Annotated in this window: 25 protein-coding genes, 1 tRNA gene, 1 pseudogene and 1 riboswitch; of the genes and pseudogenes, 19 read left to right on the top strand and 8 right to left on the bottom strand. The window is 38.8% G+C overall.

The genetic code is table 11. The features are described 5' to 3' along the window. The first annotated feature begins 117 nt into the window (after positions 1 to 117). The 6 genes from FB379_RS00200 (at position 118) to FB379_RS00185 (ending at position 2,023) form a co-directional block, all read left to right on the top strand. Positions 118 to 585, top strand: coding sequence for a hypothetical protein (locus tag FB379_RS00200; RefSeq protein WP_063387514.1), 468 nt, complete (start codon positions 118 to 120; stop codon positions 583 to 585). A 73-nt stretch (positions 586 to 658) separates the two neighbouring features. Beyond that, positions 659 to 811 carry a hypothetical protein gene (locus tag FB379_RS18370; protein WP_158640138.1) on the top strand — a complete coding sequence of 51 codons (153 nt, stop codon included), beginning with the start codon at positions 659 to 661 and terminating at the stop codon, positions 809 to 811. After that, complete coding sequence (locus FB379_RS18365; RefSeq protein WP_063387515.1) at positions 792 to 998, top strand: hypothetical protein; 207 nt, start codon at positions 792 to 794, stop codon at positions 996 to 998. The genes FB379_RS18370 and FB379_RS18365 overlap by 20 nt, the downstream gene beginning before the upstream one ends. A 136-nt stretch (positions 999 to 1,134) precedes the next feature. Then, entirely contained in the window at positions 1,135 to 1,266 is a 132-nt protein-coding gene (locus FB379_RS00195; RefSeq protein WP_063387516.1) for a YjcZ family sporulation protein, read from the top strand. 169 nt (positions 1,267 to 1,435) lie between these two features. Next, positions 1,436 to 1,693 carry a sporulation-specific transcription regulator SpoVIF gene (spoVIF, locus tag FB379_RS00190; RefSeq protein ID WP_063387517.1) on the top strand — a complete coding sequence of 86 codons (258 nt, stop codon included), beginning with the start codon at positions 1,436 to 1,438 and terminating at the stop codon, positions 1,691 to 1,693. A 129-nt stretch (positions 1,694 to 1,822) separates the two neighbouring features. Further along, the gene (locus FB379_RS00185; protein WP_066248301.1) at positions 1,823 to 2,023 is read left to right on the top strand and encodes a hypothetical protein; all 201 of its coding nucleotides are present in this window, start codon (positions 1,823 to 1,825) and stop codon (positions 2,021 to 2,023) included. Between the two features lie 7 nt (positions 2,024 to 2,030). Here the strand turns inward: FB379_RS00185 and FB379_RS00180 are convergent, their stop codons facing one another. The 4 genes from FB379_RS00180 to FB379_RS00165 all read right to left on the bottom strand — a co-directional run bounded on the left by FB379_RS00180 (position 2,031) and on the right by FB379_RS00165 (position 4,673). Continuing rightward, complete coding sequence (locus FB379_RS00180) at positions 2,031 to 2,705, bottom strand: DUF421 domain-containing protein (protein ID WP_063387519.1); 675 nt, start codon at positions 2,703 to 2,705, stop codon at positions 2,031 to 2,033. 222 nt (positions 2,706 to 2,927) lie between these two features. Beyond that, positions 2,928 to 3,362 carry a GNAT family N-acetyltransferase gene (locus FB379_RS00175; protein WP_144596591.1) on the bottom strand — a complete coding sequence of 145 codons (435 nt, stop codon included), beginning with the start codon at positions 3,360 to 3,362 and terminating at the stop codon, positions 2,928 to 2,930. Continuing rightward, positions 3,362 to 3,880 carry a YjcG family protein gene (locus FB379_RS00170; RefSeq protein WP_063387521.1) on the bottom strand — a complete coding sequence of 173 codons (519 nt, stop codon included), beginning with the start codon at positions 3,878 to 3,880 and terminating at the stop codon, positions 3,362 to 3,364. The genes FB379_RS00175 and FB379_RS00170 overlap by 1 nt, the downstream gene beginning before the upstream one ends. Before the next feature lie 61 nt (positions 3,881 to 3,941). Next, positions 3,942 to 4,673, bottom strand: coding sequence for an alpha/beta hydrolase (locus FB379_RS00165; RefSeq protein ID WP_063387522.1), 732 nt, complete (start codon positions 4,671 to 4,673; stop codon positions 3,942 to 3,944). Between the two features lie 178 nt (positions 4,674 to 4,851). Between FB379_RS00165 and FB379_RS00160 the strand changes: the two genes are divergently transcribed. Genes FB379_RS00160 through FB379_RS00150 form a run of 3 tightly spaced genes read left to right on the top strand, consistent with a single transcriptional unit; the run spans position 4,852 to position 7,407 of the window. Continuing rightward, a complete protein-coding gene (locus FB379_RS00160) occupies positions 4,852 to 5,637 on the top strand; it encodes an ABC transporter ATP-binding protein (RefSeq protein WP_144596588.1) in 786 nt (261 codons plus the stop codon). Further along, positions 5,621 to 6,379 carry an ABC transporter permease gene (locus FB379_RS00155; RefSeq protein ID WP_094245366.1) on the top strand — a complete coding sequence of 253 codons (759 nt, stop codon included), beginning with the start codon at positions 5,621 to 5,623 and terminating at the stop codon, positions 6,377 to 6,379. The genes FB379_RS00160 and FB379_RS00155 overlap by 17 nt, the downstream gene beginning before the upstream one ends. Before the next feature lie 17 nt (positions 6,380 to 6,396). Beyond that, a complete protein-coding gene (locus FB379_RS00150; RefSeq protein ID WP_063387525.1) occupies positions 6,397 to 7,407 on the top strand; it encodes an aliphatic sulfonate ABC transporter substrate-binding protein in 1,011 nt (336 codons plus the stop codon). A gap of 544 nt (positions 7,408 to 7,951) precedes the next feature. Here the strand turns inward: FB379_RS00150 and FB379_RS18655 are convergent. Further along, positions 7,952 to 8,125 carry a hypothetical protein gene (locus FB379_RS18655; RefSeq protein ID WP_242009258.1) on the bottom strand — a complete coding sequence of 58 codons (174 nt, stop codon included), beginning with the start codon at positions 8,123 to 8,125 and terminating at the stop codon, positions 7,952 to 7,954. Positions 8,126 to 8,732: 607 nt separating this feature from the next. Next, a riboswitch (SAM riboswitch) is annotated at positions 8,733 to 8,870 on the top strand. Positions 8,871 to 8,986: 116 nt separating this feature from the next. On the opposite strand from FB379_RS18655, the gene FB379_RS00140 reads away from it, so the two are divergent. From FB379_RS00140 to FB379_RS00120, 5 genes are all read left to right on the top strand, one after another. After that, positions 8,987 to 10,102, top strand: a complete 1,116-nt coding sequence (locus FB379_RS00140) for a methionine biosynthesis PLP-dependent protein (protein WP_066248281.1) — start codon at positions 8,987 to 8,989, stop codon at positions 10,100 to 10,102. Further along, complete coding sequence (metC, locus tag FB379_RS00135; protein ID WP_063387528.1) at positions 10,095 to 11,258, top strand: cystathionine beta-lyase; 1,164 nt, start codon at positions 10,095 to 10,097, stop codon at positions 11,256 to 11,258. The genes FB379_RS00140 and metC overlap by 8 nt, the downstream gene beginning before the upstream one ends. Before the next feature lie 168 nt (positions 11,259 to 11,426). Continuing rightward, positions 11,427 to 12,434, top strand: coding sequence for a TAXI family TRAP transporter solute-binding subunit (locus FB379_RS00130; RefSeq protein WP_144596586.1), 1,008 nt, complete (start codon positions 11,427 to 11,429; stop codon positions 12,432 to 12,434). 73 nt (positions 12,435 to 12,507) lie between these two features. Beyond that, on the top strand, positions 12,508 to 13,026 hold the full coding sequence (locus FB379_RS00125; RefSeq protein ID WP_242009257.1) for a DUF1850 domain-containing protein: 519 nt from the start codon (positions 12,508 to 12,510) through the stop codon (positions 13,024 to 13,026). Between the two features lie 37 nt (positions 13,027 to 13,063). Further along, complete coding sequence (locus FB379_RS00120) at positions 13,064 to 14,989, top strand: TRAP transporter permease (protein WP_144596706.1); 1,926 nt, start codon at positions 13,064 to 13,066, stop codon at positions 14,987 to 14,989. Positions 14,990 to 15,824: 835 nt separating this feature from the next. Here FB379_RS00120 and FB379_RS00115 read toward each other — a convergent pair. From FB379_RS00115 to FB379_RS00105, 3 genes and pseudogenes are all read right to left on the bottom strand, one after another. Further along, complete coding sequence (locus tag FB379_RS00115) at positions 15,825 to 16,040, bottom strand: DUF3006 domain-containing protein (RefSeq protein ID WP_094245372.1); 216 nt, start codon at positions 16,038 to 16,040, stop codon at positions 15,825 to 15,827. A gap of 323 nt (positions 16,041 to 16,363) precedes the next feature. Continuing rightward, positions 16,364 to 17,191 (bottom strand): annotated as a pseudogene (locus FB379_RS00110) (ComEC/Rec2 family competence protein); the annotation flags it as partial. A gap of 700 nt (positions 17,192 to 17,891) precedes the next feature. Beyond that, a tRNA-Val gene (locus tag FB379_RS00105) sits at positions 17,892 to 17,964 on the bottom strand. A gap of 444 nt (positions 17,965 to 18,408) precedes the next feature. Here FB379_RS00105 and moaA point away from each other — a divergent pair. From moaA to FB379_RS00080, 5 genes are all read left to right on the top strand, one after another. Beyond that, positions 18,409 to 19,428, top strand: a complete 1,020-nt coding sequence (moaA, locus tag FB379_RS00100; protein ID WP_144596582.1) for a GTP 3',8-cyclase MoaA — start codon at positions 18,409 to 18,411, stop codon at positions 19,426 to 19,428. 144 nt (positions 19,429 to 19,572) lie between these two features. Continuing rightward, positions 19,573 to 20,325: a response regulator transcription factor gene (locus FB379_RS00095; protein ID WP_063387533.1), complete on the top strand. Its 753-nt coding sequence runs from the start codon at positions 19,573 to 19,575 to the stop codon at positions 20,323 to 20,325. A gap of 11 nt (positions 20,326 to 20,336) precedes the next feature. Next, positions 20,337 to 21,425 carry an XdhC family protein gene (locus tag FB379_RS00090; protein ID WP_144596580.1) on the top strand — a complete coding sequence of 363 codons (1,089 nt, stop codon included), beginning with the start codon at positions 20,337 to 20,339 and terminating at the stop codon, positions 21,423 to 21,425. A 518-nt stretch (positions 21,426 to 21,943) separates the two neighbouring features. Continuing rightward, on the top strand, positions 21,944 to 24,361 hold the full coding sequence (locus FB379_RS00085) for a xanthine dehydrogenase family protein molybdopterin-binding subunit (RefSeq protein ID WP_144596578.1): 2,418 nt from the start codon (positions 21,944 to 21,946) through the stop codon (positions 24,359 to 24,361). Next, entirely contained in the window at positions 24,358 to 24,813 is a 456-nt protein-coding gene (locus FB379_RS00080) for an SRPBCC family protein (protein WP_144596576.1), read from the top strand. The genes FB379_RS00085 and FB379_RS00080 overlap by 4 nt, the downstream gene beginning before the upstream one ends. Positions 24,814 to 25,375 lie beyond the last annotated feature (562 nt).

Here is a 25,375-nt window from a genome sequence, read left to right as displayed (position 1 = left end):
AAGAATGGTTTTGCCCCGTTTTAAAAATTCATTTAAAAAGCTATTTGTATCTTTTTAGTAGGCTTCTGTCAACATTTTTTATTTGAGCTCATACATTTACAGTGAGAGGTGAGATAGATGGCGCAAATCAATAAAGAATTTTTGCAACGGATGAGAGCGGAGCTTGCGTTTTATAAAGAAAAGGCAAAAGAATCGATAGAATTGGAAATATTATTGCAGGAAAAAGAGCGGGAGCTTGAAAAAGCAATCAAAGAAAACGAAAAGCTAAAAGAAACGATCGAAAAGCACCGCCAGAGCAATGATCGAAATTTAAAGTGGGAGGAACGAAAAAAGCTTTTAGAAAAAATCGAAGTGTTAAAAAGAAAATTAGCTGAAAAAAATCATCATCTGGATGAAAATGAAAAAAAGGAGGACGAACAAAAACAGGAAGATTGGTTTTTCCGAATTTTAAAGGAAACGCAAGCCATTCAAGGAACAGTTGAACCTCAGGAACGGAAGGAATATTTTGTGAAGGAAAAAAACGAACAGAACAACCAAAAGGAATTTCATTTTTGGATGATGGACGATGTGGTCAAAAACGATTAGAAAGAACACAGATCAACCTTATTCTTCATACGATGAATAAGGTTCTTATTTTGAGGGAAAGGGGAGAAACCTATTGAAAGAAAACATAAAAGTTTTTTCCAGTTCATCGACGAAAGAAAATGTGATCAAAAAGAAGATGATGAAAAAGAAAATACATCCATTCGGAATAAAAATTTACAATTCAACGACTTCCGGTGGCTGCGGCTGTGGGAAAAAAGGGTTTTAAAAAGGGAAATATGAACAAGCTCGAAAAGGAATTCGTCAAATGGATCGAAGGTATGTACAAAGAACATGACAAAGTGCAGCAAAAATGTTCAAGCTGGATGATGAAAAAAGACAGGGAGCTTTTAGACCTTGAAAAAACGGCGGCAAAATTTGAAAAAGAGATCGAAAAGATTGAAAAACAAATTTGATAGGAAAATGAAAAGGGAATCAAAACAGGTTGAAACCCCACCTAAAAAATCCGCACTTGCCCATCTTGTGTGTCCACTCCAAATGAGGAATTGCTTCATACAGTATAGTGATGAATAAAGGAGGAGGTGCAGAAAAATGAGCTTTGGTTGCGGATATGGTGGATACAGCTATCCTTATAGCGGCGGTTTTCATAATAACAGCTTTGTGCTAATCGTCGTTTTATTCATCTTGTTGATTATTGTTGGTTGTTCGTGTTTTAAATACTAATCTGTAAGTCTTTTACAATACTAATGGTGAGTGCTGGTCACGGATGGATGTCCGCCTTTTACAAGGCGGACTGTACTTTTTCTTCATCACGTTTTCATTTCATTTTCATAAAATATTAAGGCCTGTTATACAGGTCATTTCGACAACTTAGGAGGGGACGAATTTCAGAATGGATCATATTTTTAAAAATATTGAGAAAAAAACCGGCGTCAATATGAAAGATGTACTCGAACTGGCCAATTCTTTGCAAAATTCCAATTTTAATGATGAAGCAACTGTCAGAAAAGTGATCAAGCGGGTTGCGCAATTGGCGAATCGGCCGGTTCCAAGAGAATTAGAAAATAAAATTGTCAATGCGATTGTAAACGGAAAAGAAAATATGGATTTTAACACCATCGCCAATATGTTGGACAATAAGAAAAAATAGCGCGTCAGCGGGTGTGCTCCCGCTGATGTTTTTTTACATGATGTTTCAATTTTTAGAAAAACGGGTAAAAATGAATGACAGATCGATTTAGAAAATAATTTTTTGCAAATCAAGAAAGGAGAGAGAAACATGGGATATATTTTTTCCGTTCAGACTCCTGCCTTTTATGAATATGCCAACAGAGCTGTTCAGCCAAAGGAAGATTATGCGAAAGTCAAACAGCGAAACAATGTTATGATGAATGAAGAATATTTGCATTTCCAGCGAAAGCAAGATTTATTCGCAAATAAGCGCAAATATAGCAAAAAAAGATTTCATGAATATGTTTAGAAACAAGCTAATATTTTTGGACAAATAATCCGTTGTTTTGATCCCATTCCGCGTAAAAAACATCTTTCGCGTCTTCCACACTGTAAGCGAGAAGCTGCTGCTGAAGCCATTTTTCATCAAAACCTGCTTCTTTTAAATTTTCACTAACCACTTCGCCGTCAACAATAATCGTGTAGGGGATGGTAGCTGGCGAAGATAGAATATTTAAATCGTTTCGGGTCGGCTTATCAAATTCCGATTTTTTCAATACGCTGATCGTGCCGTCCGTTTCAAGAACTGCGTATTCCACTTCGCGGATCGAAAAAGCTCCTTTTGCTCTTAGTAAATGTTGAAGCTGGTTCATATCAAGCTTGTTTTTTTTCAGCTGATCACGAATAATTTTTCCTTTGTGGATGACCATTGACGGAGCTCCTTCCAGTATTCCGCGGGTTCTTCTCCATTTTTGTGTGATAAATTCCAATAAATAGATTAGCATTCCCCATATCACGACCGTAAATAATATTTTTTCAACGCCCATTTTTACATCATATACAGCATTGCCAACTAGCTCACCTAAAACGAGCGCAGAGATAAAATCGAACGTCGTGATTTGCGTAATTTGTGTTTTACCTAGTATTTTTGTCAATAGAAAAAGGGCAAAGAAACCGAAGACCAGTTCAGTGGCAATTGCTACAAATTCCATTTCCATCACCTTTGCTAAGATCGGTAATGGTTAGGTTGTCCCAACTACCGAAATTCATGTACATTCTTTTAAAAAACTATGGGAAGTCGTGCGGTGGAGAAAATGGAGAAACATTCGAATTGATCTGAATGTAATACAGGGAGATTTTTAACCTCTTTAACACGCTTACTGACCATTCCAAATGAAAGACCGCAATCCGCGGCCTCGTTTGGTTGTCTTTATTTATGAATGTGGATGTAACGTTTTTTCCATCGTGACATGGGGAATGCCCGCATCCATAAAAATATCGGAAACGGTTTGATATCCATGCTTTTTATAAAAATTTTCTACTTGTACTTGGGCGTTCAATTTTATTTTCTTTAATCCTTTTTCGGCCGCGAGTTTTTCAAGTGTTTCCAAAATGATATTTCCCGCTCCTTTTCCGCGGTATTGTGGCAGAACACAGATCCTCTCGAGCTTTCCGGTGTTGCCAATGACACGAAATCTGCCAGCTCCAACAGGCTGATGATCGTCATAAAGCACGACATGCTCGGCAAAGGCTTCATATTCGTCGGTCTCTATTTCTATCGGAACGTTCTGCTCTTCTACGAATACTTTTTTTCTTACATATAAAGCATCATTTCGTTGTTTTTCATTAATAGCTTTGACTGCCTTCATCAGTCTCGTCCTTCCCCAAGCAGGAATGTTTCATAAACAGTCCATGAGCCGTTTTCTAATTGATATAAAATGTGGAATCGGTCAATCGTTTCCACGTGTTGAATTTTTAACATTTTTAAGCGGCCGAGAACGTCAGAATGTTCATCATCCGATAAATTTTGTCCGATTGTAATGTGAGGGACGAAAGCGTACTCCGGCTCCTCTTTAAATTTTCCTTGATGAAGAAGCTCATGCAATTTTGTTAATTCTGGATTTGGTTCAACTTTTAAATAAATAACGTTATTGACAGGAGCAAATGAACTGAATTTGTAGACGGAGAGTTTAAAAGGCTTAACCTGTTTCGCAATTTTCCTAAGTTCTTTCACAGTGTCGCCAATTTCTTTTTCGTCAGCTTCAAACGGTGCCTTCAATGTTAAATGAGGAGGGACAAGCGCATAATTCGGATCGTAACGTTTCCTATATGAGTTGGCGATGTCTTGCAGCTTTTTTGAAGGAAATAACACAATTCCGTACTTCATTTTTTTTGCCTCCTTGATATTTACTCGTATTCTTTATTATAACAACTTAAAGAATCAATTTTCATGATATAGCAAACATTTTTTTTAATATGTCTTTTAGCAGCGGCTGCCAATATGTCCAGCGGTGATCGCCGTCAAATTCTTCATAAATGCATTCGAATCCTTTATGTACCATTTGTTCATGAAGTTTTTGATTGATTGTATAAAAATCTTTTATTTTCCCATCAGTCGTTTTTACAGCCGTTTCCTGTTTCCCGATTTGATGATAAATAGATAGTAAAGAGGGCTGTGAAAAAGCATCGATCGCTTCTAACACCTTTCCATCCACATATGGTGATTGCATGATCACTTTTCCAAATGTATGCGGATAATGAAGCGCTGCCATAAGCGAAACGGTTGCAGCCAGAGAATCGCCGATAAGCGCGCGGCCTCTTCCTATTGGCAAAAGCGGAAAACGTTCTTCTAAAAATGGAATTAATTCATGAGCTAAAAAACGGATATAACTGTTGAACTGGCTTCCATCGGGATGATATTTTCTTCTTCGATCTTGAATGTCTTTATAAGGAATGCCAACGACAATCAAATCTTCAATCGTTTGCTCCTCCGTTAACTCCTCAACAAAACGCGCGATCCTTCCCAGTTTAAAATAGTCTCCGCCATCTTGAGCAATGAGAAGATGATGATGAGATAATGGAGAAAAGGAAGTCGGCAAATACATGAGCAAAGAAACTTCTTCCCCTAGCTCTTCGCTAAAAAACGTTTCTTCTTTTATAGGTGCGACTTTTTGGGCCATACCAATTCCTCCAAAATTGACTAATTACCAGTTAGGCTGGACTTCTCATTATTTTATCACTCTTTTGAAAAGTCTCCAACAAATAAAAAGGTTGACAAAATAAAAAATGCTTATATTATAATGATAACGACTAATCCGATAAGATAGGTAAGAATGATCATATACTGGGGGAATCACTTTGTCTGTCCAAATTGCGCATATTTCAAAAACATTTCAACATCATGGCGTCTCCCAAACGGTTCTTGACCAAATTGATTTGACTGTGCAGAAAGGAGAATTTGTTTCCATTCTTGGCCCTTCCGGCTGTGGAAAGTCGACGTTATTAACGATCGTTGCCGGGTTAACAGCCCCCACATCGGGAAAAGTGCTGGTAAACGGGAAGGAAATAAAGGGACCTGGAAGCGACCGGGGAGTAGTGTTTCAACAGGCAGCCCTTTTTCCATGGCTGACAGTTGAGGAAAATGTCATGTTTCCGCTGAAGAAAAAAATGCCGAAGGAAGAAGCGAAAAAAAAGGCGCACGAATATTTGGCCATGGTTCAATTAAGCCAATATGCCAAGCATTCTCCGCACGAGCTTTCCGGCGGCATGCAGCAGCGCGTATCGATCGCAAGAGCTTTGGCGATGGATCCTGAGGTGCTCTTAATGGATGAGCCGTTCGGAGCGTTGGATGAGCAGACGAGATCACGGCTGCACGAAGTGTTGGAAAAAATTTGGATCGATACGAAAAAAACAATTCTTTTTGTTACGCACAGCATCCAAGAGGCATTAAAATTATCGGACCGTATTATCGTCATGGGTACAAGGCCTGGGAGAATTATTGATGAAATAGAAGTGTCTTTTCCGAGACCACGTGATGAATTTAGAAAGCAGCTTGCTGAATATGAAGAGCGCATTCAAAAGCTGTTGAAGTCAGAAATTGATAAAGTAGTGAAAGAGGAAGAAAGTTATGCAGCAGGTCGTTAAACGAATCATTTTTTATGCAGCCGCACTGGGTATATGGGAAGCAATCGTCAAGCTGTTAAATATTAAGGCTGTCGTCTTTCCGGCTCCGAGCGATATTTTTCAGGCATTGTGGAACGGTTTTGCTGATCTAACTCTTGTCTATGATTTGCTGGCAAGTTTTCAGCGGCTGGCAATCGGGCTTGTGATTGCTCTTATTCTTGGAACAGTGTTAGGCGTCGTTTTTGCAAAATCGAAAGTAATTGATGATACCATTGGCTCTTTAATTTTGCCGTTGCAAAGCGTGCCGAGCATCGTTTGGCTGCCTCTAGCCATCATCTGGTTCGGTTTAAATGAAAAAGCGATCATTTTTATTGTCGTGCTCGGTGGAACGCTTGTGATGACATTGAATATGCGGACAGGGATTAAAAGCGTTCCTCCAATATATACAAATGCGGCAAGGACAATGGATTACAGCGGATTTTCTCTGTTTACACACGTGATTTTTCCAGCAGCCATCCCGCATGCAGTAACTGGTGCAAGGCTTGCTTGGGCGTTTGGGTGGAGAGGCCTGATGGGTAGCGAGCTGTTAAGCACCGGCCCGGGTTTAGGCTATACGTTAAAATTCGCATCAGATTTTGGCGATATGGCGTTAGTGATGGGCATTATATTTATCATTGCCTTAATTGGAATTTTAGTAGATTTAGTTTTTTTCAGCAGAATTGAAAAGAAAGTGATGAAAAAATGGGGATTGCTTGAACAATAAAGGAGGAAGTTGAGATTATGAAGAGAAAAGGTTTGCTGCTATCATTTATCACCTTGTTGTTAATTGGGATTTTATCTGCCTGCGGAGCCGGCGGAGGGAATGAGGCATCAGGAAAAGAGAAAAGCGGAAAAAATAAAGTAGTCATCGGCTATTTCCCAAATATTGACCATGTTCCGGCGATGATTGCGAAGGAAAAGGGCTACTATGAAGAAGCGCTAGGGGATCAGGTAGAGATTGAATATAAAACTTTTCCGGATGGCGGTGCTTTTATGACAGCGTTGAAAACCGGCGAAATTGACGCCGGGCTTGTCGGTCCAGCTCCTGTCATGAATAACTATTCTAATGGTGCAGACGTGAAAATTATTGCCGGTGCGTCATCTGGGGGTACTGTCGTCGTAGCAAGCAAAAAAAGCGGAATCGAAAGCTTAGATGATATTCATAATAAAACATTCATTACTCCTGGTGTCGGCTGCACTCACGATGTCCAATTTGAAACGTACTTGCAAGATTACGACATTGCTTCATCAAGAATCGGCGGCACATTAAAGCATACAACTGGAAACCCGGCACAATATCAAGCTTTCTTTGAATCGGGAAAAGTGGATTTAGCCGCTGTGCCTGAGCCTTGGGCTTCATTATTAATAAAAGACGGGGCGAAAGTGATTGTCGATACGAAAGATATCGCCTATGGCACAACGCTTCCGAACACTGTTTTAGTGACGAGCAACAAATTTATTAAAGAAAATAAAGATTTAGTTCAAAATATTGTCAAAGCCCACAAAAAAGCAGTCGACTTCATCAATAAAAACAAAGAGGAAGCACGCGATATTGCCATTCAATCGATTAAAGAAATAACAAATCAAGAGCTTGACCCAGAAATTATCGACAGCGCTTGGGAACGTGTCCGCTATACAACCGAAGTGGATGAAAAAGTTCTTCAAGACTTTTCTAACTCTTCTTATGACTTGAAATTTTTAAAAGAAAAACCGGATCTTAAAGGTCTTGTAGATACAAGCTTTTTGAATTAAGCAATAAACCCCCTATACAGAAGCTTTTTGATATTATGCGGCTTCTGGATAGGGGGGGTTATTTTGTTGATGTAAATTCAAGATGGAGCAGTTGTTAAAAAAGGCTTATCCCAAAAGTTGTTTATGACTATGCCTGTATATTGGGATTCTGTTGTTGTGAGAGCTTTTTATTCAAATCGCTCGAATAAGCTCCCGTTTTTTCACATTGTTTGGAGCTGTCCAGAAAGTCAAAATCCATTGAAAACGAAAGATTATAAACATTGATATATCAACATTTCTAAAACATTAAAGGGGCGTCTATAAGCCGGAAAATCGACTTATTAGACAGCGCCTATATGAATTTCAATTTCTCCATTTGGGCCGTATTTTTCAAAATCATATGTGTAAGCACGCTCTATTAAACCAGTTTCTTCTTGCTTCCAAATCTTACTCCAAGTTTTAAAAATGCCTTGTTCGTCCGTTTTATCTACTTGAAAAACTTTATTTTCATGTTCCTCGAGATTTCAATTAAAAGCTTCCCCATTATTTTCTTCAATTGCAATGCTTAATAAATAATCTCCTCTGTAGTCGCTTTCATAATCATAATAAACTCCGTACAATTGTTTTGATGATGTTCCAGTTTGCAGAAAGCGTTTTCCTTCATAGTTTTGATTTGCCCCATCATTTGCTCGCCATGAAAATTATTGGTTCGTATGCTGTCGATTATATACAGCTTCATAAACAGTTTTTCCTTTCCATAATAAAGAGAAGGCGCATCAGTAAAGAATGTTCAGCAAATTTTCCAACGGCACGTTTATGTTCATCTTTTTTGCTTCCCAGCTTCACCTGCAAAACAAATATCGCATCTTCGTTTTCTGTTCAGCTGCTTTATGGAGTACGGGTTCGTTTGACAGAAGTTGGCGAAAAATTTATCAAACGATTAGTTTGCCAATTCAATCGTTTCATTTACTGTTTATTAAATTCTCTTAAAATTTTCCAATTCCTCTAAAGAAGATCACCTCGTTCACAATTTTTCTCCAAATACGACAGCTTCCGAATTGGATATTTATATTTTAAAATCTATTAAAATTTGGGAAGCCTCAGGGGAAAATAAAACCACTTTCATTGAAATGATGGAGGATCAAAGGTGATCCATACAAAAAAATTTCCCTTTTGGCTTTCGCAAAAAAACATTTCAAGAATCGACGGATTATTTAAAGAATGTTCTTATTTTTCTTTAGTTTTACTGAAAATAAATCAAAGTTATCGGAATTGTTGGCAGGAAACGTCTTGAATTTTTTTTAAAACTGAGGTAAAGTTATACCTATCAAAAGTTCATATCGGAATTCTTATCGAGAGAGGCGGAGGGAACTGGCCCGAAGAAGTCTCAGCAACCGGTACAAGGACGGCGGCATGATAACCTTTGTACCAAGGTGCTAAATCCAGCAAGCATTTTGCCGTAAGATATGCTTGGAAGATAAGAAGGAGCCAAACAATAAACGCCTTCTTCTTATGAAGAGGGCGTTTTATTTTTAAAGCCTCCTCTACAGGCAATGAAAGCAGCACATTTTTACTAACTAAAAAAGGAGGAAAGTCAAAGATGAATATTGAAACAGTTTTGGCCCAATTAGGAAATCGAAGTGAAGCTCTTACAGGAACAGTAAGCGCCCCCATTTATTTGTCCACAGCCTACCGGCATAAAGGAATAGGTGAATCAACAGGCTATGATTACACTCGGACAAAAAATCCAACGAGAGAGCTTGTCGAGGACGCCATAGCCAAATTGGAGGGAGCCGATCAAGGATTTGCATTTTCTTCCGGAATGGCAGCGATTCAGACGATTATGGCTTTATTTAAAAGTGGAGATGAACTGATCGTTTCAAAAGATTTATATGGCGGGACATACCGCTTGTTTGAAGAAGAGTGGCGCAAATACGGTCTTTCCTTCCACTATGACGATTTTACGTCTCGCGAATATACGGAATCATTAATAAACGAAAATACTAAAGCGATTTTTCTAGAAACGCCCACTAATCCGCTTATGCAGGAAACATCGATTTCCTCGTTGGCGGAATTGGCCCGGAAGCACAATTTGCTGCTGATCGTTGACAATACGTTCTACACACCTGTTTTGCAGCGTCCGATTGAAGAAGGAGCGCATATCGTGATTCACAGCGCAACGAAATATTTAGGCGGTCACAACGATGTCCTTGCCGGCCTGGTCTGTGCAAAAGGGAAAGAAATTTGCGAAAAATTAGCCATGCATCAAAATGCAATTGGTGCGGTATTATCTCCTTTTGATTCGTGGCTGCTGCTTAGAGGAATGAAAACTTTATCATTGAGAATGGCCAAACATCAGGAAAATGCAAGGGAGCTGGCGGCATATTTAAAAGAGCTTCCTGAAATTGATGATGTATTATATCCTGGCAGAGGCGGAATGCTTTCCTTCCGTGTGAAAAAAGAAGAATGGGTCAATCCGTTTTTGCAGAATCTGAAATTAATCTGTTTTGCGGAAAGCCTTGGAGGGGTAGAAAGCTTTATAACGTATCCAGCTACCCAAACACATGCGGACATTCCGGAAGAAATCCGAATTCAAAACGGTGTATGTAACCGGCTTCTCCGTTTTTCTGTAGGGATTGAAAGCGTGGAGGATTTGAAGGAAGATCTCAAGCAGGCATTGCAAGCAGCTGCGAAAGGGGATTTACTAAATGCATGACCAATGGAGCTTTCAAACAAAATTGATTCATAATAAACATAAGGTTGACCCGACAACCGGTGCTGTCAGCGTGGCGATTCAGCAAGCGTCAACGTTTCATCAGCAAACATTGGATGAATCTCCTGAATTTGACTACAGCCGTTCAGGAAATCCAACACGAAAAGCGTTGGAAGAGGCGATTGCCGAACTGGAAGGCGGAGTGAGAGGCTTTGCGTTTGCTTCTGGGATGGCCGCTATATCAACAGCTTTTCTTTTACTTTCTTCCGGTGATCATGTTTTGGTCACTGAAGATGTGTACGGCGGAACATACCGGATCGTTGCCGATGTTTTATCGCGCTTTGGCATTGAATATACGTTTGTCGATATGACGGACCTTGATGCCGTAAAAGCAAATATACGTCCGAACACAAAAGTGATTTACATTGAAACGCCCTCGAATCCGCTGTTAAAAGTGACGGACATTCGAGCAATTGTGCAGCTTGCAAAAGAAAACGGCTGTTTAACATTTGTTGATAATACATTTATGACTCCGGCTTTGCAAAGGCCTCTCGATTTAGGGGCCGATATTGTTTTACATAGTGCAACAAAATTTTTGGCAGGTCATAGCGACTGTTTGGCAGGACTGGCAGTTGTGAAAGATGAAAAGCTTGGCGAAGAGCTTTACAAACTTCAAAATGCCTTCGGCGCTGTTCTCGGCCCGCATGATTGCTGGCTTGTATTAAGAGGGTTAAAAACACTTCATGTGCGGCTGGATCAATCCGTCAAAACAGCTTCTCAATTAGCAGAATTTTTGAAAAAGCACCCTGCCATTAAAAAAGTGTACTATCCAGGTCTTCACGATCACCCAGGGTCAGATATTCATTTGCGGCAAAGTGTCAACGGTGGAGCGGTTTTATCGTTTGAACTAGAAGATGAAAAAGCGGTCAAGATTCTTGCTGATCATGTTCAGCTGCCTGTTTTCGCAGTCAGCCTTGGTGCAGTTGAATCGATCTTGTCGTATCCAGCTAAAATGTCCCATGCCGCGATGCCGAAAGAAGAACGGATCAAAAGAGGGATAACCGATGGTCTTCTTCGATTAAGCGTAGGGCTAGAAAATTTTGAAGACTTAAAAAATGATTTGGAGTCTGGTCTTTCTACTGTTTTGGCCTATCAATAAATTTTTTCTTACCTTAATAGAAGACAGGGAGATGTCGAATACCGACAATTCCTGTCTTTTTTTTATGTTGATAATCTAGCTGACATATTATCCCACATTTTTTCATTTGTTCTTTAATATGATAGTAATGCACCCAAAGTCAAACGAATTTAAAAAGGGGGAGTATCAATGATCAAATGGCGAAGCGGACTTATATTCTTAACAGCTCTTCTTTTCATAATGATCATTTCTGCGTGTGGAAATAACAGCGAAGGAGGAAGCAGCAAAAGTGATGGCTCCAATCAAAGCGGGGAAAAGGCAGGAAGCAAGACGTTAAGCATTTTAACCGGAGGCACAGGAGGAACTTATTACCCGCTCGGCGGATCGATGGCGCAAATTATTTCGGAAGAAACGGACTTTAATGCAAATGCACAATCTTCAGGAGCATCAGCAGAAAATATGCAAGCGCTAAAAAATGGTGAAGCTGATATTGCGTTCTCGCAAACTGATATTGCTGCTTATGCATTAAACGGTGAATTGATGTTCAAAGACAATAAAGTCGACAATGTTAAAGCAATTGGGACTTTATATCCGGAGACGGTGCAAATTATTACAACAAAAGATAGCGGCATCCTTTCTGTTGAAGATTTGAAAGGCAAGTCGGTTTCCGTTGGTGCCCCTGGGTCTGGAGTGAATGCAAACGCACAGCAAATTTTAGAAATTCATGGATTAAGCTTTGATGATATTAAAGCGCAAAGCTTATCTTTTGACGAATCAACGGACGGCATTCAATCCGGAAGCATAGACGCTGCATTCATTACTGCGGGGACACCGACGGCTGCAGTTGAATCGCTCTCAGCACAAAAAGAAATTAGAGTAATTCCGATTGCGGATGACAAAATCAAACAATTGATCGAAAAATATCCTTACTATGCTGAAGATACAGTACCAAAGGGGACATATAAAATTCCTGAGGACGTAAAAACAGTCGCTGTAAAAGCGATGCTGGTCGTCCGCGGCGAATTGGATGAAGATGCCGTATACAATATTACAAAAGCGATTTTTGAAAATACAAATAAAATTACTCACGCAAAAGGCAAATTAATCAAAGCGGAGGCAGCCCTTGATGGAATAGGCAATTTGCCGCTTCATCCAGGGGCTGAAACGTATTTTTCAGAAAAAGGAATCCAGCCATAACGTATCAAAGATAGGCCGTTTTAAACGGTCTATCGATTTCATTTATGTAACTCCATTTTAGGCGGGGATTTTCATGAGAGCTAGGATGAAAGCTTTGTTCATCTGTCTTCCCCTTTTTATGACAATCAACGTTTTTTTATTTTTCCTTCCTATTGTAAATGCCATCGCTTTTTATCATGAAGATCAGAATGACTTATTAGGTTATCTGCCTGTCCGTGATGATGACTTGTTTCAAATTCAGTACACTCATTCCATCCATCTTACGGGTGTGAAGGAGACATATACATTACGCAATAACAAAATCATTCAGACAGAACTTGAGTATGAAAATTTTGCTGTTGGAATGCCTTCTAATGTGGAAGGAGAGGGGAAATTTTTAGAAAAGGATGGAAAATTTTTTATAAAAAACATGGAGCGAGAATTTTCCTATATTGATTTGAGAATTGGACAAGTACAGGCCGATCACCGAATTGTTTATCAAGGTAACAGCTACAAATTGGCGGATTTTTTTGGACCCGGCTCATGGGTAAGAATAAAACCGGCAAAAATCAGTATTTGGCAGCAGGTGAAAGGAGTGAATATTCGTGAGTAAAGAGAAATTTGACGTACTGTCAGAAGAAGAGCAGCAAATGCTGCTTGAAAAATATGATCCTGAAGCAGGAACGAGGAAGCTAAAAGGCGTGTTGGGAGGCATCGCATTTGCCGGATTATTGACATTTTCGCTGTTTCAGTTGTATACATCAATTTTCGGTGTTTTTACAGCGCAAATCCAGCGCTCTGTCCATCTCGGTTTTGCGCTTGCTTTGATTTTTCTTTTGTTTCCGGCTAATCGAAAAAAGAGGAAAGAATATAAATTTCAAGTGGCCTGGTATGATATCATCCTTGCGCTTTTAAGTATTGGCGTTGGAGCATATTGGCCGCTGTTCATTGATGACATTGTAATGCGCGTCGGAGTATTAACAGATATGGATTTTTATATCGGAATTTTAGCTATTTTACTAGTTTTAGAGGCGACAAGGAGGGCTGTTGGGCTGCCGATTACGATCATCGCGCTGCTTTTCTTGGCGTATGCCTATTTTGGTCCTAGCATGCCTAATTTTCTCCAGCATAGCGGACTTAGCGCTGAACGAATTGTTCAAACTATGTTCTTTACAACCGAAGGGATTTTAGGAACTCCGCTCGGCGTGTCATCAACCTTCATCTTTTTGTTTCTCCTTTTCGGCTCCTTTTTAATCAGAACAGGGATCGGTCAATATTTTAATGATTTGGCCGTTGCCGTTGCAGGGCGCAGAATTGGCGGTCCTGCAAAAGTAGCTATTTTTTCCAGTGCCCTTCAAGGAACGATCAGCGGAAGTTCAGTTGCCAATGTCGTCACATCCGGCGCGTTTACCATCCCGATGATGAAAAAGCTTGGTTATAACAAAGATTTTGCAGGAGCGGTGGAGGCTTCTTCATCTACAGGCGGTCAGTTAATGCCGCCGGTTATGGGAGCAGCTGCGTTTTTAATGGTTGAATTTATCGGGAACGGCATTACGTATTGGGACATTGCCAAAGCGGCAGCTATTCCGGCTATTCTATATTTTGCAGGGATTTGGATCATGACTCATTTTGAAGCAAAGCGAATCGGTTTAAGAGGCTTGTCAAAAGAAGAAATGCCGAATCGGAAAGAAATTTTGAAAAAACTGCATTTGTTAGCCCCGATCGTTGTTATTATTATTTTGCTAATGTCAGGAGTGACCGTTACACATGCTGCCATTTATTCGATAGTCATTTCGATTGTCGCTGGATTTTTAAATCGTGAGAATCGGATGACATTTAAGGATATTGTATTAGCGCTCGTCGGCGGCGCCCGTACAGCGTTAGGGGTTGCGGCAGCAACAGCCGCTGCCGGAATTATTGTCGGCGTTGTGACGAAAACCGGGCTTGGTTTGAAGCTTGCCAACGGGCTCCTTGATATCGCCGGGGGCAATCTCATTCCGACATTAATGCTGACGATGATAGCTTCGTTGATACTTGGAATGGGTTCGCCGACTACAGCGAACTATGTTATTACCTCAACGATTGCTGCACCAGCGATTATTTTGTTGGGGGTACCTGATCTGTCTGCACATTTATTTGTGTTTTACTTCGGGATTATTGCCGACATTACACCGCCAGTTGCTCTTGCAGCCTTTGCCGCAGCCGGTGTATCAGGGGGGGAACCGATCCGAACGGGAATTCACTCTTCAAAATTGGCAATCGCCGCCTTTATCATTCCGTATATTTTCGTTTTGTCTCCGCAAATGTTAATGATTGATACGACATGGCTTGGAATTTTATGGGTAGTCTTTACGGCGTTTTGCGGAATGATCGCAATTGGAGCCGGGATGATCGGATATTGGATGAGAAAAATGCATTTGATTGAACGAATTGCCGCGGTCGTGGCCGGGCTGTTGCTGATTTATCCAGAACGTTTTTCAGACATTTCAGGTCTCATCATTTTCATCGCATTATATGCGTTTCAATATATATGGAAATACAAAGCTGATCAAAAAGTGAAGGGTGAAAGCATTTAAAGAAGACAGGTTGTCATGGAAGAATCGATCCATTGATTAGAACATGATTCAGTCTTCTTACAGGCGGAATCATTGAGACGCAGAATAAACGCGGAGAGCAATTCACATTGGAACGAACAAAATCAGGATAAAATGTCGGAGAGACAGAAAGGATGTGTTGGAATCAATCCATAAATTTGCAGAAGACGTTCTCCAAAAGGATGATATGACTCAGCTTGTTTTGTTATGTGAAAAATAAAACTGGTTTTTTGACAGGCTGAATTGCTTGTAAAAATGAAAAAGGTGCAAACAAAATTGAAAATACAGCAAGCTTCTAAAAAATCTTTTGGGGATCGGCTGCTCGTGTGTAAGCGGTTGATAGCGGGAAAGTTTTATATCATAAATAAAAAAAGAGCCTGCAGAAAACTTATTTTTCCGTTTTAGACTGCATGATTTGTAATGCGAGTTTTGTTGGTTCATAACGATTGTTTTATAGCATGATTTTTTCCAATTGTTGAGTATACAAACTTTCTATCAATCCAGTAAGATCGTCCCTTTTCGGTACGAACATTGTGAGTCCGATTTATTTTTGTGCTGCAAAATTAAAATGTTGTTTAAGAAAAACCGCTTTATGTCACGAATAGATGGGAAATGGAGCGGCATTTCAACCTAGACGGCAAAATGAAATCCGATAGAAAACGAAAATTTAAATCTATAAAAAGCCAAGCATAGAGGAAAAAATGAATGATCAGCTCTATAGGCACGATTCTAAAACGGCAAAAAATAATGAAGTGGAAGCATCATTTGACACTTCCACTTCAATCATATTTGCTTGGAATCTTAATTGAAAAAACGATTAATCTTCAAACAATTCGTCCATTAACTCTTCAATTTCTTGTCTTCGTTTGCTTGTTTCTTGTTTATCGACATAATAACGGTTATTTTTCTGAATAATTACATCTCCCGTTTCTGCATTTTTAGGCAACTGGCTTTTTAAAATTTCGATTATTTTGCCGTTTTCATCTTCGCAGACTGCGATGTCATTTTCAAATCGATCAATAATAAATTTCATAATGTCCCACCTTATCTAGGAGTGAAAGATGTTTGTGCTTTATAAGTTTTGTTTTTATAAGTGGCTGATACATCGATTTTAACAGTATAACCTTTTGCAGCACGGCCGATTTTTACCGACAATGGCTTGCCAATAGTACCGGTATAAGTGGTGTTTTTGCTTTTGTATTTAAAAACAGCTTTATATTTTGTTCCGTTTGGCAGCCCTTTTACATTCAGTATTATTGTTGAGTTTTGCTTTGGAGTTTTGTTATCGACACTTGCTGTTAATTTGTAGCTAGTTGGTTTGCTTGCTGCACCGGACGATGCCGCTTTTACATTAAAGGAAAGATTGGAGCCGTTCGTTGTTGCCACAATATGGCCTTGTTTATCCGTTCTAAAAGTGTTTATTTTGTATGTTTTCAGCCGATTGATCACATCTTGAGTAGGATGGCCGTATGAGTTCTTGCCGACGGAAATGACGGCATATGTCGGTTTTACTGAGTTTAACAGCGCTGTGCTTGTAGATGTTTTGGCACCATGGTGTCCTACTTTTAGGACGTCAGCTCGCAAATTTTGTTTAGCTTTAATCATATCCGATTCTGCTTTAAGTTCCGCATCGCCAGTGAAAAGAAATGATTTTTTACCGTAAGTAAGCTTTAAAACAGCACTCCAGTTATTTAAGTCGCTTTTTGGATATGCTTTGACAGGCCCAACGAATTTTGCGGTAACTCCTTTGATCGGCAAAGCAACATTTGCTTGAGCGGTCTTTATTTTTTTGCCTTCACGCTTAACAGCATTTAAAAAGTCTTTGTAGCTTTCCGTCGTATGGCTGACTTTTGGCGCATACACTTGCTCTACTCGAAAAGCAGATAGCACAGTGTCCAGACCGCCAATATGATCTGCGTCCGGATGAGTTGCAATCATTATTTCGATATCATCCACTTTTTGCTTTTTCAAATAATTAACAACGTCATCTCCATAACTGTTATTTCCGCCATCAATGAGAATATCTTCTCCATTCGGAGCTTTTATGTAAATTGCGTCTCCTTGTCCGACATTAATAAAATGAACATACATATTTTTTGCCTGAGCGCTTGTTGTTTCGTGAAACGGGATCAGCAAAAAAGAAAATGCAAACACTATCGAAAACAATAGTTTACGTAATTTCATCAAAATCCCTCCGAGTACTGAATAGATCAAATTGATTATACAGCGTGGTAGGAAAAATTTACAAGATTTAATTTAGAAAATTTTATTTTTTTTTACAGAAAATTAAATTTTCTAGTCTAATTGAACTAAAGTCTCATCCGATTTTTTCATGCCGAAAAAAGAAGCCGACCCAAAAGGCTTGGATCGGCCTAAACAGACAAAGGTCTGTACATTTTTAATTTTGTTGAAATCTGGTCATCCCAAAATTTAATTTTTCAAACGCAACTGTTGGTGAATGGAGGAATCAAAAAGTTTAAGTAAAAAAACTAGTTTGCATATTTTAAAACAAGGAGAAACGTAATTTGTTAAAAACAATTGATAAGAAGATTAAATAAAACTTTGTGTTGCTAATTATTGTTGTCGCCAATTAGCTCGCTGTACCTAACTTTATTTAGCGTAAAAACATATTGCACAGTCAAAAAAGGTGAATATAACTAAAATTATTAAAAAATACAATATGGCCGCGAGAAAATGGAAAATTTGAACGATATAAAAGGCGTAAACAAAATTTACATTTAAAAAAAATTACAAGTTAAATAGTCTGTTGAATAAACCTGATATTTTAATGTTTCGCCGTTAAAAAGTCAGTAAAAAAGAAGAGAAAAAGAAAACGCGATTCTTGTATTTCACAAGAACCACGTCATACTAAGGTTTTTAATGATGATTCCGACTGGGCTCGAACCAGCGACCTCCACCCTGTCAAGGTGGCGCTCTCCCTGCTGAGCTACGGAATCATATTAACAAAACAGATGAATTTCTAATGCGTTTTTTTGACAATATCTATTGTAATGTTGTTATAAAAATATGTCAAGCCTCAATATGCAAGTTTTTTTACTTGCTGTAGTTTTTTAATCATTGATAAGCTCTTTCTGGTCTTAGAATCTAAATTGATAAAAGGAAGTGCTTTTTATAAATTATACGAAACGACCAACCGGATTACCGGGTGGTTTTTGTTTCTGATTGACGACAAAGTGTAACAGTATTTATTTTTTCGTTTTATCTAAATAATCTGTAAGGAGTCCTCTTTGTTATACAAAATGATAGGAAAGAAAAACGAAAAACAGGAGTGTCCTTTTGCCATTTATGCAATATTTTTGAAATCGTTTTAATAATTTGATAGGATAACATTTATAATATCGATCATTTTTGAAAATCCTTATAAAGGAATGTGATAAAAAATGAAAAAAGACCAAGTCTTGGATCAGAGGCACCGCCCTTTGCGCGATTTGCGTATTTCTGTAACCGACCGATGCAATTTCCGGTGCACGTATTGTATGCCGAAAGAGATATTCGGAGACGATTATCAATTCCTTCCGAAGGATCACTTGTTGACGTTTGAAGAAATTGCCCGGCTCACGAAAATTTTTGTTGAGCTTGGTGTGAAGAAAATTAAGCTGACGGGAGGCGAACCGCTTCTTCGAAAGGATGTATATAAACTAATTGCCATGCTTTCAAAAATTGAAGGAATTCATGATATTGGTTTGACAACAAACGGCGTGTATTTAAAAAAGTATGGCTCAAAATTGTATGAAGCAGGTCTTCGCCGATTGAACATCAGCCTTGATGCGATTGATGACGATACGTTTCGCCGTTTAAATGGCCGAGATGTATCAGCAAAAACGGTCTTGGCAAATATTGATTATGCTGTATCGATCGGTTTTTCGGTTAAAGTAAATATGGTTGTACAAAAAGGAGTAAATGATCACCAAATTTTGCCGATGACGGAATATTTTAAAAACAAGGGGATTCCATTAAGATTTATTGAATTTATGGATGTAGGCAATACAAACGGCTGGAATATGAAAGATGTCTTGATAAAAAAAGATATTGTAAAGATGATTAGTTCTGTTTATTCCATTGAACCAATTGATGAAAACTACTTTGGAGAGGTAGCCAAGAGATATCGTCATCAAGACACAGGTTCAGAAATCGGATTTATTACATCAGTATCAGAACCATTTTGTTCAAGCTGTACGAGGGCGCGTATTTCATCAGACGGAAAGCTGTACACTTGTTTATATGCCCACGAAGGATTTGATTTACGGGATTTCATTCGTTCAGGAAAAAGTCCAGAAGAAATCAAAATGGCTATTGAACGTGTTTGGCAAAATCGTAAAGATCAATATTCTGTTGAACGTACAGAAAACAAAGGTATGTTGAACAAAAATAAAATTGAGATGTCATATATAGGAGGATAAACAATCGGTGTTTGGTGATGAAATGCTGATTGTTTTTTATTTTTTAGAAAATTCGAAAGAGAAAAAATTAAAATTGAAATCGCAAAATTTTTAAACCATTAAAATACATTTTTATCTAATATATAGAAACAAGGAGGGGAGCAATTGGCTGATGTATTAATTGTTGATAATGATAAATCTGCTCGGAAGGATTTAAAGTCAATTATTGAAGATAGTAAATTCAGCTTTCTTTCCATTTATGAAGCAAGTACATCTCAACGAGGTATGATCCTTTTAAAGCAAAATCGACCGACTATACTCATTGTGGATATCTCCTTGCCAGATATAGACGGTATCAAATTAGGGAGATCAGCGTTGCAACTGTATCCAGATTTGCCCGTGATTGTTGTGACTCAGTTAAAAATGTTCGAGTTTGTTCAGGAAGCGATCAACTCAGGTTTTTCAGCTTATTTGTTGAAACCGCTTTCCAAAAATGAACTGCTTGATACATTTGAGCGGATTTTGCCCCAAGGATTAAATAAAGAAATTAATCAAACCATCAATGGTAAAAGTCATTTTTCCTCTGACTTAAAAAATCCGATCGAAAGTGCCATTCAGTTTATTCAAATGAATTATGGTTATGCTCTTACTCTAAAAGAAGTGGCAAATCAAGTATATTTAAGTCCATCTTATTTCAGCCGATTGTTTAAAGAAGAAGTTGGTATGACATTTGTGGAATATTTATCGTTTGTTAGAGTTCAAAAAGCTAAAACGCTGCTTAGAGTTTCGAGTCTTCCGATTGAAATTATCGCTAACAATACCGGTTTTTCAAATGCAAGCTATTTTGCAACCGCTTTTAAAAAATTGGTTGGGAAGACGCCAAGAGAGTATCGGGAGCAGTTTCATTTTAAAGAATAGGAGGTGAAGTCGTGATTACGATTAAAAAGGAATTGGAACGCTGCAAAAAGGAAGGGTTATCAGGTGTTATTGGAACCATTATTTCTACAAAAGGATCTACCTACCAAAAGACAGGGGCAAAATGCTTCGTATCAGAAGATCGAAAGCTAACAGGTCTTTTAAGCGGAGGCTGCGTCGAAGCAGATATTGTGGAACATGCTGTAAAAGTGCTCGAAACGGGAAAACCGGCAGTTCTCCACTATGATTTTTACGGAGAAGAGGATATTGTTTGGGGACTTGGTGTCGGCTGTAATGGAAAAATGAACATTTTTTTACAACCATATCTGCCAAAAAAGCAGCCTGAAAGGACAGAAGTGATTGATCAATATTTTTCACAATCCCTCCAAAAACAATTACACGCTGTCACGATCGTGAATGCGAAAGATGAAAATCTTCAAGGAAAAATGTGGATCCTAGACCCTTTGCAAAGTAATGACGACTCACTTATTACCGTTTCTGAAATTGCTCATGATTATCAAGATCGGAAAAACAATTTAAAAAATGAAATGGTTTATTTAGGTGGTGAAAAAGAATTGTACGTATATTATGAATCATTAAGTCCACCACCACACTTAAAGATTTTTGGCGCAGGTCCTGATGCCATTCCGCTTGTCAAAATGGCGAAAAGCTTGAAATGGATTGTGACTGTTCTTGACCATCGTCCTACTCATTGCAATGAAAATAATTTTCCTGATGCTGATTTTATCCAAGTTTATCCTAAAGGGTCTGTTCCTGACGTTTCGTTTAATGAAAACACATATGTCATTATAATGACACACAATTTTTTGCACGATCAAGAAATATTAGAATCCATCATTCATTCAAATGCGGCTTACATTGGCCTTTTAGGTCCGAAAAAAAGAACTGCCCAATTAATTGAAAGCAGCCAAACTCTAAAGGCTCATCCTTCTATTCAGCAAATTCATAGTCCTATTGGTCTTGATATTGGAGCGAAAACACCGGAAGAAATTGCCTTTAGTATTTTGGCTGAAATTATGACGGTGTACAGAGGAGGAACAGGAAAGAAATTATCAGAGCTGGCGGCAATGGCTTATTCCTAAAAAAGATACATCAGTCATAAAGGTGAAAAAACATATTTTGTTGTGTTGTCAGCTGCAGTTTTTTTAAAGTGGATGGTCAAACACAATCTATTAATACCATCTATTGGAAAGGTATTAACCAAAATACCGTGGATGTAAGTAAAAAATCTCAGTTAAGCGGTAGTGTTGCTGTCTTAACTCGGAACTGAAGTTTCTGTGAAATAAGTAAACCGATAGGTTTTGGGTGATATTGCCAATCAAGGTTGATTACGTTGCTAAAAATAAGATTAAAAAATGTATCTGACAAGACTGACACCATTGTTGCGTTATTGTACTGTGATTCAATGCTATGAAAGAAATGGGAACCTGTTTATTGTTCAAGCAAAATATCGAATTAAAAAGGTCATCCAGTTCTTTAAAGGGATGAGCCAAAAGGGCAAAAATTCGTAATGATATTTGTTTTGCTGCGATCGCAATATCCTCAAGTTAGTGAGTCACCACAAAATTATGAGAGATTTCTTCGGAAGGAGGTAAGTTAAATGAGCAAAGTGATTGGGAAAAGAGTGACGCGTGTTGAAGATGCTAGATTATTGACTGGTCAGGGAAAATATATTGATGACATCGGTACCCCGCCGAATACTGGTCATGTGGCCATTTTAAGGAGCCCTTATCCGCATGCCAAAATTGTGTCTATCGATTATTCGGAAGCCTTAGAAATTCCTGGAGTAAAGGGTGTTGTAACAGGTAAGGATGTACATCCTCTATTAAATCCTTTTAGTGTTGGCGTCAGTGCTCCAGTACACTATTATCCAATTGCCATTGATAAAGTTCGTTTTGTAGGTGAGCCAGTAGCAGTTGTCGTGGCAAAAAACCGATATATTGCGGAGGATGCGTTAGAAAAAATTAAGGTGAAATATGAAAATCTTGAACCAATTGTAGATATTGAACGTGCACTCGAAAAAGGAGCACCTATTTTACATGAAAATGTTGGTTCAAATATCGCTAATCATCGAACTTTTCATTATGGAGATGTAGAGAAGGCTTTTGAGCAGGCTGACAAAATCATCAAGCATCGTTTTCATTTTCCGAAATATTCTGCAACACCAGTTGAAACATATGGTATTGTCGCCCAATACGATCATAGCTCTGATAGTTATACAGTTCACGCAAACTTTCATGGACCGTTTGTACTTCATTCGATTATGGCAGGTGCATTAAAAATTCCAAGCAATCGGTTGCGGATTATTATACCAAAAGATATTGGCGGCAGCTATGGAATTAAGGCAGGAATATTCCCGTATATCGTTCTTTGTTCCGTTGTAAGCCGTCTCGTAGGCTGTCCAGTGAAATGGATCGAGGACAGGCAGGAGCATTTAGCAGCTAGTTCAAGCTGTACGGATCGAGTCACATATATTGAAGCAGCAGTAAAAAATGACGGAAAAATACTCGGATTAAAAATGAAAATGATTGACAACGTTGGTGCATATATTCGGGCACCAGAGCCGGCATGTCTGTACCGGAACCATGCTAACACAACCGGCGCCTATGATATTCCTAACTTAATGATTGATGCGTATGCCGTTATGACGAATAAATTGCCAACGGGGCTTATACGCGGATATGGGGGACAAGAAACGTATTTCCCTCTTGAACGGATCATGCAAATCATTTCAGATGAATTAAAATTAGAGCCAGCTGAAGTGATCAGACGGAATTTAATTAAAAAAGAACAATTTCCATACAGAACGGCATCTGGTGGAGTGTATGACAGCGGCGACTATGAAAAAGCATTTGACCTGTTATTAAAAATCGGTAAATATGATGAATTCAGAAAAAAACAAGCTGAAGCACGCAAGAGGGGAAAGCTTCTTGGTGTTGGCCTTGCTGTTATCGTTGAACCATCCGGTTCGAATATGGGATACATTACGATCGCCTTAACCCCAGAGGAAAGAAAAGCAGGATTGCCGAAATCTGGTTGTTCAGAAGCGGCGACGATTTCGATGGATCCTATGGGAAATGTGAATGTGCGCATTAGTACAACACCATCCGGACAAGGGCATGAAACGGTCGCTAGCCAAATCGTATCGGAAATTCTCGGAATTCCGCATGACAAAATTAATGTTGTAGCTGAACTTGATACAGCAACAAGTGCATGGTCCATTGCTTCTGGAAGCTATTCCAGCCGGTTTGCGTCACTCGGATCAAGTGCAGTGTACTACGCAGCACATAAGGTAAAAAATAAGCTTATCAAAATTGCCGCACATTTTTTAAAAGCTAAGGAAGAAGATTTAACAATTGAAAAAGGCAATATTGTTTCCAAAACCGATCCATCTAAATCTATTTCTGTAAAAAGGGTTGTTGGATCAGCCCATTGGAATCCGCTTTCTTTACCAGAAGGGATGGAGCCTGGAATTTATGAAACAGCCTATTATACAGCCCAGGCTGAACCGCCGGATGATCAGGATTTAATTAATTCATCGGTTACGTATGGATTTGTTGCAGATTTAGTGACAGTTGAAATTGATCCAGAGACGGGTGACATTCACATTCTTGATTATTTCACGGTTCACGATGCAGGAAAACTATTAAATCCGCTTATTGTCGATGGACAAATATTGGGAGGCCTAGTCCATGGGCTTGGCGGCGCCATGTATGAAGAACTTGTCTACGATGAAAAAGGTCAGTTTTTAACTGGATCGTTTATGGATTATTTATGTCCAACAGCGCCTGAAGTACCAAATGTAACGATCAAACATATCGAGACCTCGTCACCACTTACACCATTAGGCGCTAAAGGTCTTGGAGAAGGAAATACAATGAGTGCACCTGTTGTCATTGCAAATGCAGTAAATGATGCGTTGAAGCCATATGGTGTGACGATTGATTCATTACCAGTAACACCAAATAAAGTATGGAACATTTTGAATCAGTCTAAAAAACAGGAGGTTTCATCATGAACGGAAAAGGAAGCGTAACATTAAATGCAGGAATTGAAAAAGCATGGGAAGTGCTGCTGGACCCAGAGGCATTAAAAAATTGCATTATGGGCTGTAAAAAATTAGAGCCTGTCAATGAAAACAAATATGAAGCGGAAGTATCTATTGGAATTGCAGCTGTGAAAGGAAAATATGAATCAACCATTGAAATTGCTGATGTTCAAAAACCGAACCATTATAAGCTCATTGTAAAAGGGGAAGGCGGACCAGGAAGTGTTGAAGCAGCAGGAGTTGTTGATCTTGTTCCAATTGACGATAACAAGACGGAATTGAACTATACGTATGAAGCGGAAGTTGGCGGAAAAGTGGCAATGGTTGGGCAAAGGATGCTAAATGGTGTAGCTAAATTAATCATTCAGGACTTCTTTAAAAAGTTTAATAAAGAACTAGCGAAAAGCGAACAATCTATTTAAATAGAGAAAATACTAGTCAAGCACAAAAATCAAAGGAATTGGAAATTCCAAATTTTTTGAATGGCTTTATCCAATTCTTTGAGCTGCTAGATCATACTGTGAGTGGACGCAATGAAAAGGTCGATTGAGTCTTCTGCACCGATAAGAAAATCTGGCTGCCTTTTGAATGGAGTTTGCTACATTTAGCATCCTTAAAGCGATTTTTGCCCTTTTCCTGAAAATACCCCCTTTCATGTAAGGATCTGTGGAAAGGACTATTCGGGATGTCCCCAGCCCACTTGTTGATCAATCACGAGAACTTGCTCTAATCCATGCTGCTGGAAGCTGTCACATTCAGCATTGGTGGCCAGAGGGAACAAGATTGCGGGTTAGAAGTTCGAACAAGAGCTGGAGAAACAGACTTTATAAGTAGTCATAGCTGATGGATTTCTCCCAATGATCCTTAATACCACTATCTAGGGGCATTACGAAAAGTCTACCCCTAAAATGGAACTTTTTCAGATAGTGCCAGTTAACAACACTATCTGAAAAAGTTATCAAAGATTCTAACTGGAAAATGCCT

Origin of the sequence: Aeribacillus composti, from assembly GCF_007827555.1 — a bacterium.
In the GTDB taxonomy this organism is placed as follows: domain Bacteria; phylum Bacillota; class Bacilli; order Bacillales; family Aeribacillaceae; genus Aeribacillus; species Aeribacillus composti.
Note: the sequence above shows the minus strand (reverse complement) of the source record. Positions and strands in the feature narration are given on the sequence as shown.